We start from the raw sequence: 12,019 nt of genomic DNA, 5'->3' as shown, positions 1-12,019 counted from the left end.
GATTTTTCGGGTCCGGTTATCGAAAACCGGACCCCCGAAAGGACTTGGTTTTTGTGAATACAACCAGCACGACCCATACTCCGGTTGATGCGGTGCTATCAACGATTACGGATTATGTTATCTCTCCTCCTTCATTCTCGGACGAAGCCTATACCATGGCACGTTGGGTTTTAATGGATGCTATTGGCTCAGGCATTTTAGCCCTCAACTATCCCGAATGCCGCAAGTTGTTAGGACCCATAGTGCCTGGCGCCAACCTTCCTGGTGGTGCGCGCGTTCCCGGCCTTCCCTATGAGCTCGATCCGGTTCAAGGTGCTTTCAACATTGGCTGTATGAATCGGTGGTTAGACTACAATGATACGTGGCTCGCCGAAGAATGGGGCCATCCCTCCGACAATATCGGGGCCATCTTGGCCGTCGCTGACTGGAAGAGCCGACAAAATCTGCGTGAGGGACATCCTCCCCTCACCATGCATGAGGTTTTAACCGCCATTATTGAAGCGCATGAAATCCAAGGCGTGCTAGCATTGGAAAACAGCCTGAATCGTGTCGGCCTTGATCATGTCTTGTTCGTCAAAGTCGCCTCAACGGCTGTCAGCGCCCACCTGCTAGGGGCCACACGCTCTCAAACGATCAATGCGCTCTCGAATGCGTGGATTGATAATGGTAGTCTCCGGACCTATCGCCACGCCCCCAATACGGGATCACGCAAATCGTGGGCTGCTGGAGACGCTACCAGTCGGGCCGTTCGTCTGAGCCTCATGGCACTGGCTGATGAAATGGGTTATGCCACAGCACTGACGGCGCCCCAATGGGGTTTTCACGACGTGGTCATGCACGGCACGCCGATTCGCTTGAGCCGTCCTCTAGGGTCTTATGTCATTGAACATGTGCTCTTTAAAATTTCATATCCTGCGGAATTTCATGGTCAAACGGCCGTGGAAGCGGCCATTGCTTTGCATCCCAGCGTAGCCAACCGACTAGATGATATTGCCGAAATTATTATTGACACCCAAGAGTCGGCCATGCGCATTATTAATAAAACCGGCCCATTGGTCAATCCGGCCGACCGCGACCACTGCCTGCAATATATGACAGCAATCGGCCTCATTCATGGCCACCTGACTGCCGATCAGTATCTTGACGACGCCGCACAAGATCCCCGAATTGATGCTTTAAGGGACAAGATGATAGTACGCGAAAATAAGCAGTTTTCCAAAGACTATCTGGATCCGGACAAGCGCTCCATTGCCAATGCTATTCAAATTCGTTTTCGCGACGGTTCCATGACGCCCAATGTGGTTGTGGAGTATCCCCTGGGGCATCAAAAACGTCGTCAAGAGGCCCAAGGCCCCCTTTGGGATAAATTTCATCACAATGTGTCCTCATGGTATGTACCCGCCAAAGTCGAACGGTTAATGGCGTTAGCACAAAATACGCAATTAGCCTCCATGTCCGTTCCTGACTTTATGGCGGCTTGGACAGTGTAAAACAGAAGTGGGTCAAAGGAGGACGCCAGATGGCTTGGTTATTTCAAGAAGACGTTCCACAGTCTCAGCTATCCGCACAGTTTTTACACCGAATCAATAGCCCAGGGATTGTGAAAATCCCCGGAGCGCATGATGCAATGGCCGCTTTAGTCGCTCAATCCTGCGGCTTTGACGTGCTCTACCTCTCTGGTGGCGCCTATACAGCGTCCCGGGGCCTTCCCGATGTGGGCCTCATCAGCGCTCCCGAGGTGGCTCGGCGCGCTCAAGACCTCGTACGCGCTACCAACCTTCCCGTGCTAGTTGATATTGACACCGGCTACGGCGGAGTCTTGAATGCAGCACGCACGGCAAAAGAAATGGCCGAAATGCGAGTGGCGGCGGTGCAAATTGAAGACCAAGATCTACCGAAAAAATGCGGGCATCTCAATGGAAAAACCTTAGTCCCCGCCGATGAAATGGTCGCTAAAATCCGCGCCATTCGCGAAACCGTCCCATCGCTGGCCATCATTGCCCGCACCGATGCTTACGGCGTCGAAGGGCTAAATGCCGCGGTCGAACGGGCTCAGCAATATCTCGAAGCGGGAGCTGACGGCATATTCCCGGAGTCCCTTGACACGGCAGAAGCCTTCGCGGAAATGGCCCGGCGAGTGCATGCACCATTGCTGGCCAATATGACAGAATTTGGCCGCACCCCCTATTTCACGGCCCAACAGTTTGAAGCGTGGGGATATAAAATGGTTCTATATCCGGTGTCTTCACTACGCATTGCAGCCCATGCTTATGAGCGTTTGTACCGGGTACTGATGGAAGAAGGAACTCAGCAGTCTTTGTTGCCCGAGATGCAGACACGTAAGGAACTTTACGACCTCATTCGGTACTGGGACTACGAATCACTCGATGCCCACATCGCGCGCACGATATTGCCGGATAATACCGAATCTTAAACGGATCCTAAGTCAAGGAAAGGCCCCCGGCCACCTAACCCGCCGAGGGCCGTTTTTAGTTGGCAGACACTTAGACCTCGTCTAATGCGCGCAACAAGTGGTCCAGCGATGCTTTGGCATCACCAAACAACATCGAGGTTTTAGGATTGGTATATAGCGGGTTGTCAATACCTGCAAACCCGGGACTCATTCCCCGTTTCAACACGACAATACGCTTTGCTTGGTCGACGTTAAGAATAGGCATGCCGTATAAGGGACTCCCCGGTTGGTTACGAGCAGCAGGGTTTGTTACGTCATTCGCTCCGATGACTAAAACCACGTCTGTTTGTGGAAACTGCGGATTTATCGCATCCATCTCATATAATTGGTCATAGGGCACGTCAGCTTCCGCTAGAAGCACATTCATGTGACCTGGCATACGGCCCGCTACGGGATGGATTCCAAATCGCACGGTAACTCCTTTTTCGTTAAGGCGCTCTGTTAATTGCCGCACTTCTTGTTGTGCCCGGGCTACCGCTAAGCCGTACCCGGGGACAATTACGACATTCCGTGCGTACGCTAACATCGTCGCCACATCGTCAACGGTCGCCGATTGAACAACGCCGTCTCCTCCGTCCGGGCCCGCTCCGGCCCCCGCAGCCACTTGCCCAAAAGCGCCAAATACAATGTTGTGGATAGGGCGGTTCATGGCGCGGCTCATTTGCTGCGTTAAAATGGTTCCCGAGGCCCCCACCAAGGCCCCCGCGATAATTAACACATTGTTGGACATTAAAAATCCTGTGGCCGCAGCAGCCAATCCGGTAAACGCGTTGAGCAGTGAAATCACGACGGGCATATCCGCTCCACCAATCGGCAGAACCAGGAGAAGTCCCAATAAAGCCGCTAACACAATGTAGACACCCAGCCATGGCAACGCATGAGGACCACCAGATACAATCATCATAATCCCTAAAACAAGAGCAACCGCCAACAATAGCCCATTAAGCAGCTTTTGGCCACCAAACGTAATCGGTCGACCCCGCACCCACTCTTGCAGTTTGGCAAATGCCAGCAAACTTCCTGTAAAGCTGATGGAGCCAATAAGGACCGTCAACAGAGCGGCAATAGATGCGGCTGCCGAAGACACCCCAACGCTCCACTGAGAATGCAGTTCCCCAATGGACACTAAAGCGGCAGCGCCTCCACCCATTCCATTAAAGAGCGCGACCATTTGTGGCATAGCGGTCATACGGACTTTGAGCGCCGCATAGCTCCCGACAATGGCTCCTAAAATCAGCGCCAGCCCAATCCAAAGCCATGAGAACGAATGATATTGCACGAGAGTGACAACAAAGGCAACAACCATACCACTTGCCGCGATCAAATTCCCTGACTTGGCCGTGGCGGGGGAACGAAGGCGCATAACTCCCATAATAAAGAGAATGGCCGTGATTAAATATCCTACTTGTAATAGCATGTCCATTCACTCACTCCGTAGGCCGTTCGGCTGATTTTTTCTTGAACATCCCTAAAATCCTATCAGTCACAACATATCCCCCCACAACGTTGAGGGTAGCCAAAAAGACCGCTGCCACACTAATGCCGACATCCAAAGGCCCTTTTACCGTCGCGGCGAGCGCAATGGCCCCCACTAGGATAATGCCGTGAATGGCATTGGTGGCCGACATCAGGGGTGTGTGCAACACCGACGGTACTTTGGAAATTAACTGAAATCCTACAAACACCGCCAACACAAAGATATAAATTTCGGTCAGCAAACTATGCGGCATGATATCCCCACTCCTTAAGCATTGATACGATTTTTCAAAGCCTCATGCGTAATAGTTCCGTCGTGCACAATCATCGTACGAGCCACAATTTCATCGTCTAAATTCAATGCCTTGTCGGCTAGCCCCATGGCAAACAAATGCGTCAAAAAATTATAGACATTACGCGAATATAGCTGACTAGCGTGTGGCGCCAACTGAGAGGCAATATTCAACGGGGCCTCAATCGTCACCCCATTATCGGTCACAACCGTTTCGCCAGGACGACTTAGAGCGCAATTGCCTCCGGCTTCAGCCGCCAAATCTACGATCACCGCCCCGGGTCGCATGCTCTTAACCATTTCTTCTGTCACCAAAATTGGGGCGGGTCTACCAGGAATCAATGCCGTGGTAATCACAACATCCGCTTCGGCGACTGGCTTGGACAAAAGGTTGACCTCCGCTTGATGAGCATCCTCAGCTAAGGCTTGTGCGTACCCGTCTTGGGTTTGTTGAGATTGCACTTCTAACGCCAAGAACGACGCGCCCAGACTTTCCACCTGTTCACGAACGACCGGCCGCGTGTCAAATGCTTGCACCACAGCTCCTAAGCGATGCGTGGTGGCAATAGCTTGAAGTCCAGCCACCCCAGCCCCTAAAATCAGCACTTTAGCAGGCGTAATTGTACCCGCGGCGGTCATAAGCAGAGGAAAAAATCGTGGCAACCTCTCGGCACCGATTAAGGCTGCTCGGTACCCCGCCACCGTACTCATCGACGACAATACGTCCATGCTTTGGGCCCGGCTAATCCGGGGAATCGCATCCATGCTAAATGCGGTCAAATTTCGATCACGGAGGGCTTTAAACACCTCAACATCCGTGGACAACGGCCCCAACATGCCAATCGCCACGGCTCCAGCACGAAGATGCGCATAGGGCAAATCTTGAGCAGACGGATCAATAACCTGCACACTGACGGCAATATCCGCATCCCGCATCCAGTCACTTTTGGCGCCATCTACTACAGTGGCTCCTGCATCACGGTATTGCTGATCCGAAAAGCCGGACGCAATACCCGCCCCTTCTTCCACTAAAACGGCGTGGTCCGCTTTAACTAATTTCGCCACGGTTTCCGGTATTAGCGCAACCCGGCGCTCTCTCGCGCCGCGTTCACGAGGTACTGCAATAATCATGTTCTGTTTGCCTCCATGCCGCCATCCGCGGAAAATTAGGGTATTTTAATTTAAGATGAGCGCAATATTATACAATATAACCCCGATTTTGAACTTAGTGTCAATAGCACTCGAAAGTTTTTTGCGCTCCACTCGCCTATAATAATAGGCTACAGTCATCGTGAGTATTTTTGACCTTATCATATACACAGCATCCTGACAATTGCTGAACCGCTTTTTCGACCCCTATTCTATCTTCGCTCACCTATCTTGCGCTGGATCTGTTGAAATTATTTGGCACCCTATCCGTCTGCTAAAGCTACTCGCCTTGTAACGCACAAACCGGTGCGTGCCTTGCCCTCACCGGACCTTAGGCGCATTGTGTCGAACGAACAAAGCCTGTACACTAAGAGCGTGTGATCGCGGAAACAATTTGGTAACACCTGTGGGGCAGGATAGAGCAGGGTAAACAAAGGATGGTGTGACATGAGAAATCCACAGCATTGGCCTAAATTGATGGCCACCGTAGTGGGGCTAAGCGTAAGCGCCGCCGCTCTTGCAGGCTGCGGACAACAATCGTCCGCGGCGCCAAAGCCGTTGGCCGTAGTAAATGGAAAGGATCTCACCACTGCACAGCTCAACACGATGGTGCGGATGACAGAACTGTTTAACGGTTCCACCTTGCCCAACACTAAACAAGAGAAAATTAGCGAAGTGAAGTACCTCGTCCAAGAGAAAAGTGTGGAAGACTGGACGCTCGCTCATCACTTAACGACAAAGGCTAAAGCCGAAGCGTCGGCCAAAACAGTATTGGATAAGTCGATCGAGCCAGAAGTAGGCGGCGTATCGGGATTGGATAAGATGCTTAAGAGCAAAGGCGTAACCATGAGCCAGCTTAACGATTATTTGACTCAGCAGATGATTTTGCAACAGGCATATAACCAAGCGACCAAGAACGTCAAACCAATTACGACGGCAGCAGCGGAGTCCTTTTATAAGGCAAACCCGCAATACTTCACGGGTAGCCCACAGGTGGAGCTGGAGGAAATCACCGTTAAATCGCAAAGTGAAGCCCAAACGCTTGAAAAGCAGGTGGAAGCCGGCGCGAGTTTCGCGGCCTTGGCTAAAAAGGATACCACCAATACTACGTTAAAGAGCAAGGGGGGCGAAGTCGGCTGGACACCGGAGTCGCTTCAATCGTTATCGCCTGCTGTTTATAAAGAAGTCCAAAGCCTCAAGCCTGGCCAATTTGGCATTACCAAGGGATCTCATGGGTACGACCTTATTGGCTTACAAGCCACGAAGCCTGCTCAAGTGAGTCCGTTCAGCCAAGTGGAAAGCGAAATTAAGGCTAATCTTCTACAAACAGCGCAAGGCAATGCGTATCAAGCTTTTGCATCGAAAATTGAGAAACAAGCGCGCGTCAAAATTTTTTACAAATAACAAGTTCGTGCGGCACTCCACCCACTTAGGTGGGTGGAGTGCCTTTCAAAATCAATCGCGAGGTTAGCATCATGACACGATTCAAACACTTATGGAAACTACTCATCTTAGGGCTTCTTGCCGTCTTTGCCACAGCGTGCGGGGCATCGGCTCCCATTACGTTCGCTCCAGTGTCGGCCCACTCCTTAGCCCAAGAAGTCCATCGATGGCGTCTTCCTTTATTGAATGGCCATTTTACGACACCCTCCCAAGTGATGATAGATCCGTTGACAACGGCGCCTCATTCCACTGAGGCCAATCTTCTAAGAGATAGTTTAGAAAATCCTAGTCTCGGCATCTCTAGCGCGTGGAATGGATTAACCGTTCCGGCTATGTGGCTTACAGACGGTCGGACAACCTTTAATATCCCGATGTACCGTAGCCTGACATCCAATTCTACCTTAAATACCCCGGTTACAATATCGGCTGAGCGTGTTCATCAGTTGCTGAATCACCTGATGCAATCGCACTATCTTTTGCTAGCACCTCAAACGTACGTCCTTGTTATCCAACGCATCTCAGCACATCAAGCCAATCAACTAGCCGCCAATGCAACCAATCTGATTGAAAATGTTGACACGCAGTCGACTCGTCCCGCTTATCTTGTCATGTGGGTAGGAATACGCTGATAGGGGTTCGTGTGATACACTTAAGCACGAGGTGACGCATCGATGGAACCAAACCTTGATGAAACAGACCTCAAGCTGCTGAAATATCTTAAAACCTTGGGGCCGGACTACGCAAAGCTCCTAGCATCCCGCTTCCACATCGACTTGGAATCGATGCGCTCGCGGTTAGCCTACTTAGAATCCATCAACTTTATCGAACGCGTGGAAGGCCGGATCGTGAAGTATTACCATCGGCGAATGAAGTCCGTGAAGCATCGCAACCATACATATTTTATGATTGCGAGGGAGGGCGACCACTATTTGCGTGCCCAGGAGGCAGACCCCGACGTTCCTTGGAAAAAGCCAAAGCGTTAATACAAGAGCTGCGGTTATCTCCTAAACAACTTGTAAATTCCCGTACAGGTCGCGCAAATAGTTCCTGCTTCATCAAGAATTTCGCCTTCGACAAAGACTGTCGTCGCTCCTTGGCGGGTTACACGGCCGTGACCCGTTACAATTTTGTTGGCTTTTACCATTTTTAAATATTGGATGTTGAGCGTTATGGTCACTTGCCCTATAACCCCGGGTGTCCACGCCGACCGCACCGCCACCCCCAGCAACCCATCAAACATGTACGCCATAATGCCGCCATTCACCGCATCAGTACCGCCGCCACCCCGGTGGTGATGCGCTACATCAAGTTCTACCGTGGACTTACCGCCTTTGGCTTCAACGATTCGAAGCCCTGCCCACGAAAAAAATGGATACCCATTGGCCTCACTTGGCGGCACAGTAAAGCCCGGCAATTCCTCGCGATTGTCCATTGATCTCCATCCTGTCATTTTAGGGTCTTTTCATCATAGCACAATATGCCTCGAGGATATCTCAGGCGGTCTTTGGGCCTCAGGTTTGCTAAGGATATAACAAAAAAGCCCCACTCAAAGGCGGGGCCGTGAGGGTCACGTCATGAAGGGGTTTGCTGCTTACAACCAAGCCATGACAAAATATCCGGCCATAATAACAAACAGAGCACTGAGGACGAAAAACAGGCCAAACACGGTGACATCCATCAGTTCGCTCTGATGCCAACTTCTGCGCTCTAAGGTTTCTGACACTCCCATTGGTACGTTACCGTACTGAGCCATTTTCACTACCCCCATTTTTATCACGCTCTACTTTCTACGGGTATTATAGCTCAATATGACTAGTCTGAAAAGGCCTCCCGCGTCATTTGGAGGATAATTGTTTTTCGTCGGATAGAATCCATTTTTAGCATGGCACTTTCTCGTGTCGAACAATCCTGCCCGGTACTAAACCCCAACAAAAAAGCGCCGACGACGAGTTCGCCGGGCGCTCCATGACCTTTGACATTGTCATATACGTTATGACTGCACAGCTACCCAAGTATATTCATCGACGCGCACTTCACCACTGCCATGACACATGCGGCATACCGTATAGCCCCGTTGGTCGCAGACCGTACAACCTTCCCCTTCGCACTCCCCGCAAATGTCTTCTCCATGCCCGAAGCATTGATCACAGTCTTTCCATTCGCCCTTGGGCGACTTAGGGAATACGGGCACCCGTCGCGACTTTGACATGGTCATTTCCTCCATTCTCTAAAAGTCCGTCATGATAAAACTCCAACGCCAATCGTAAATCAATGACGGCATCGAGGTCTTTCAAATCACACCCCAACATCGTTTGTAGCCGCTCCAATCGGTATGCCAAGGTATTTCGATGCACATATAAACGCCTTGCCGCCTCTCGCGCTTGCCCGTTGCTATCTAAATACACCTGCAGCGTCCACAACAACTCGCGGCTATAAGTACTATCCTCCAGCAGACTCCCCAACTTTTCTTGAGCAAAAGTTGCACGCACCGATGCAGGCACTGAATCGAATAACCGCGTCACCGGCCACCCTCCTCCTTCGGCATCTATCGAACGTCTGTTTGCATCGTGGCGCACAGGATATTCCTCCATTTGGTAACACATCTTTCGAATTCCGCAGCATTTGTTATCCAAGCAATGTCACGTTGTTTCGTCATATCCTCCGATATCTACCATTTCCCTCTCAACGCCATGCCACGCCGATAGATATTTGTGAGTTCTTGATTCAACCTGTGTTTATTCTACATCAATGTATGTTAACTTTCAACCATAATAACCGTTATTTGTGTAAGCTTTTATACATAAACGGATTATTTCTCACAATAATTCAGAATGCATCTTAACACGTAAACTAATTCGAAGAGGCCCGTCATGCCGTGAGTACCTCTATGTATTGCGGATGGCGAGGTAGTTCCGTATTGCGATAATCTCGGCTCACCCCACAGCACTTTGCCTATAGCTCCTCTATTCCCGATACGACTCGGAAGTAGATGCAAAATACCAAATGATAATGACGCACTAGAGTCATTGACCTGTGATAACTCAATGGTGTGGGGTAACATTTGGCGTAAATACCGTTAACAATATAATGACCATTAAGACGTCGCAGGAGGTTCCCAAGCAAGACTGGCTTTATGCGCCCACACACTTTCCGGGTAATTCTCACGCAATAGACGCCAAAGACGTGCGACATCTCTTAGACGCCCGGCAAGATGACTGGCTACGCCTTGATAATAGAGACACTCAGGGATCCGTCCGCTGAAGGCAAAAGTTTGTCGTGTCTCGTCCAATACACTAATAGCTTCTTGATAACGGCCTGTTCGCAACAACTTTCCGGTGAGAGCCAACCGCAAAAAAGGAATAAATTCATAGGGCGGCAAGAAGCCTTCCTCGTGCCTCAACCATTGATGGCTATCCGATAACGCCACGACTGTTGGATACCAAATAATTTCTGACAAAGAAGGATCTGTACGGCGCACCACATGCCACTGAAACCGCGTGAATTCCTCTTGCACCCTAGAATCGCCTAACGTCCGATGTTCCATTAACTCACACCCTGAACAGTGAGTCTTTGATGCTATCAAGACTATGAGATGATCCTTTTCAACGCGCGGCAATAAACCTTGGGTATCAAACCACATAAAGACACCTCCTAGGTGTTTTTTTCAATCTTACCGCTTACTGTATCTTCTGTACGGTGTTCTCAAAGCGCTCCACTAACTGGGGATGGACTCTGGGACGATGAATCACCGGCTCGCTATCCTCTTCGGATGACACGTAGAGCTCACGAGGTGAGGTTCCTCATGAAAAACCCCTTGTCCCATCATTTCCGGCCACGACGTATAGTCCCTGCCGCATCTCGTAGCTAAACAATAGCCGGCATCTGGCCAAGGTCCACTCGCCGTTTCATCATCCCACCGGCCGCCGTCAGGCGATATCAAATCCAGTCTTTCAAAGCCACAGAATGACAACTTTCCTCACGCTTGAGCTGCACCAATCATTTCACAGAAGGGGGACATAGCATGAACGGGACAACCGGTACGTTCATACCCCAGCGTGGAAAAGCCTTTTGAGAAAACAGATACGCCACTAGAGTCTGCGCACGCTGATCCATCCATGTCCATGCACGCGTTTGCGGCTCCCCTTTATTAACTACGAAAAACGTGGACATGACCCGCTCAAAGCAACCCTGTAGGTTGCCTCCGGCAAAATTCCCGTCGCGATTTATTTTAAACACTCCGACTTCCCGTTCGCCCGTGCTCTGCATAGGCATCGTCCAGTCGTCAAGAAGTCTGGTCTATATTTGTTACAATAGAACGAGACTTGCAAGAGAGGAAGGGTACGTATACATATGGACAAGATATCTGGGAAAGTCGTTGTCATTACAGGCGCTAGCAGTGGCATTGGAGAAGCTACAGCGCGTCTTTTGGCGTCTCGAGGAGCAAAGGTCGTCTTAGCAGCCCGCCGGGTTGAACGCCTGAAAACGATTGTTGAAGAGATCCTGCAATCTGGCCAACACGCTGCGTACACCGCAATGGACGTCACGAACCGTGAATCAGTAGAACAGGGAAAAAACGCTGCGTTAACGCAGTTTGGACGGATCGATGTCTGGATTAACAACGCGGGTCTGATGCCGTTGTCCTATTTAGACAAGCTACATGTCGAGGAATGGGAGCGTATGGTCGATGTAAACATTAAAGGAGTGCTGTTTGGCATGGCCGCTGCGTTGCCGGTGATGATGGAGCAGCAATCAGGTCATATCATTAACATCTCATCCGTTGCGGGTCATAAAGTGGGGATGGGCGGTGCGGTTTACAGCGGAACCAAATTTGCCGTGCGTGCTATTACCGAAGGTTTACGGCAAGAAGTGTCAGGTCGCTACCACATTCGAGCTACCATCATCTCGCCGGGCCTTGTGGAAACGGAGCTGCTCACCACAATTACCGACCAAGATGCCCTTACAGCCCTAAGCGCTCGGGTGCCTGGGCAGCCCCTACGGAGCCAATCCATCGCTGAGGCCATTGCCTACGCTATAGAGCAGCCCGAATCTGTATCCGTCAACGAAATCATTATTCGGCCCACGGAACAGGTGAACTAACCACATCGCGCGTGCTAGTGCCATAAGGTGACAACGCAGAACTTTGTGGTCTCACAACGCCAAACGTGTGAGACCACAGTGTTTTGTGG

13 protein-coding genes are annotated in these 12,019 nt (G+C 50.7%); 6 read left to right on the top strand and 7 right to left on the bottom strand.

The window, feature by feature from the left end; genetic code table 11:
* The first annotated feature begins 53 nt into the window (after positions 1–53).
* Both CO251_RS08435 and prpB read left to right on the top strand, forming a co-directional pair.
* Positions 54–1,490 carry a bifunctional 2-methylcitrate dehydratase/aconitate hydratase gene (locus tag CO251_RS08435; RefSeq protein WP_103375341.1) on the top strand — a complete coding sequence of 479 codons (1,437 nt, stop codon included), beginning with the start codon at positions 54–56 and terminating at the stop codon, positions 1,488–1,490.
* A 29-nt stretch (positions 1,491–1,519) separates the two neighbouring features.
* Complete coding sequence (gene prpB, locus CO251_RS08430) at positions 1,520–2,434, top strand: methylisocitrate lyase (RefSeq protein WP_103375340.1); 915 nt, start codon at positions 1,520–1,522, stop codon at positions 2,432–2,434.
* 70 nt (positions 2,435–2,504) lie between these two features.
* On the opposite strand, the gene CO251_RS08425 is transcribed toward prpB, so the two are convergent.
* Genes CO251_RS08425 through CO251_RS08415 form a run of 3 tightly spaced genes read right to left on the bottom strand, consistent with a single transcriptional unit; the run spans position 2,505 to position 5,372 of the window.
* Complete coding sequence (locus tag CO251_RS08425) at positions 2,505–3,896, bottom strand: NAD(P)(+) transhydrogenase (Re/Si-specific) subunit beta (RefSeq protein ID WP_103375339.1); 1,392 nt, start codon at positions 3,894–3,896, stop codon at positions 2,505–2,507.
* A 4-nt stretch (positions 3,897–3,900) separates the two neighbouring features.
* Positions 3,901–4,203: an NAD(P) transhydrogenase subunit alpha gene (locus CO251_RS08420; protein ID WP_103375338.1), complete on the bottom strand. Its 303-nt coding sequence runs from the start codon at positions 4,201–4,203 to the stop codon at positions 3,901–3,903.
* Positions 4,204–4,217: 14 nt separating this feature from the next.
* Positions 4,218–5,372: a Re/Si-specific NAD(P)(+) transhydrogenase subunit alpha gene (locus CO251_RS08415; protein ID WP_103375337.1), complete on the bottom strand. Its 1,155-nt coding sequence runs from the start codon at positions 5,370–5,372 to the stop codon at positions 4,218–4,220.
* A gap of 465 nt (positions 5,373–5,837) precedes the next feature.
* On the opposite strand from CO251_RS08415, the gene CO251_RS08410 reads away from it, so the two are divergent.
* The 3 genes from CO251_RS08410 to CO251_RS08400 all read left to right on the top strand — a co-directional run bounded on the left by CO251_RS08410 (position 5,838) and on the right by CO251_RS08400 (position 7,816).
* Positions 5,838–6,794, top strand: a complete 957-nt coding sequence (locus tag CO251_RS08410) for a peptidyl-prolyl cis-trans isomerase (RefSeq protein ID WP_103375336.1) — start codon at positions 5,838–5,840, stop codon at positions 6,792–6,794.
* 71 nt (positions 6,795–6,865) lie between these two features.
* Positions 6,866–7,462, top strand: a complete 597-nt coding sequence (locus tag CO251_RS08405; protein WP_146039028.1) for a hypothetical protein — start codon at positions 6,866–6,868, stop codon at positions 7,460–7,462.
* A gap of 42 nt (positions 7,463–7,504) precedes the next feature.
* Positions 7,505–7,816, top strand: a complete 312-nt coding sequence (locus tag CO251_RS08400) for a DUF2250 domain-containing protein (protein ID WP_103375334.1) — start codon at positions 7,505–7,507, stop codon at positions 7,814–7,816.
* Between the two features lie 14 nt (positions 7,817–7,830).
* On the opposite strand, the gene CO251_RS08395 is transcribed toward CO251_RS08400, so the two are convergent.
* From CO251_RS08395 to CO251_RS08385, 4 genes are all read right to left on the bottom strand, one after another.
* On the bottom strand, positions 7,831–8,265 hold the full coding sequence (locus CO251_RS08395) for a PaaI family thioesterase (RefSeq protein ID WP_158246247.1): 435 nt from the start codon (positions 8,263–8,265) through the stop codon (positions 7,831–7,833).
* Positions 8,266–8,424: 159 nt separating this feature from the next.
* Complete coding sequence (locus CO251_RS17375) at positions 8,425–8,586, bottom strand: hypothetical protein (RefSeq protein WP_158246246.1); 162 nt, start codon at positions 8,584–8,586, stop codon at positions 8,425–8,427.
* Positions 8,587–9,007: 421 nt separating this feature from the next.
* A complete protein-coding gene (locus CO251_RS08390) occupies positions 9,008–9,355 on the bottom strand; it encodes a CdaR family transcriptional regulator (protein ID WP_103375332.1) in 348 nt (115 codons plus the stop codon).
* 572 nt (positions 9,356–9,927) lie between these two features.
* Positions 9,928–10,473, bottom strand: coding sequence for a tol-pal system YbgF family protein (locus CO251_RS08385; RefSeq protein ID WP_103375331.1), 546 nt, complete (start codon positions 10,471–10,473; stop codon positions 9,928–9,930).
* A gap of 710 nt (positions 10,474–11,183) precedes the next feature.
* Between CO251_RS08385 and CO251_RS08375 the strand changes: the two genes are divergently transcribed.
* The gene (locus tag CO251_RS08375; RefSeq protein ID WP_103375329.1) at positions 11,184–11,930 is read left to right on the top strand and encodes an SDR family oxidoreductase; all 747 of its coding nucleotides are present in this window, start codon (positions 11,184–11,186) and stop codon (positions 11,928–11,930) included.
* Positions 11,931–12,019 lie beyond the last annotated feature (89 nt).

It is taken from the genome of Sulfobacillus sp. hq2 (assembly GCF_002903155.1).
Classification (GTDB): domain Bacteria; phylum Bacillota; class Sulfobacillia; order Sulfobacillales; family Sulfobacillaceae; genus Sulfobacillus; species Sulfobacillus thermotolerans.
The sequence above is the reverse complement of the archived record's forward strand: the minus strand, read 5'-3'. Positions and strand labels throughout refer to the sequence as shown.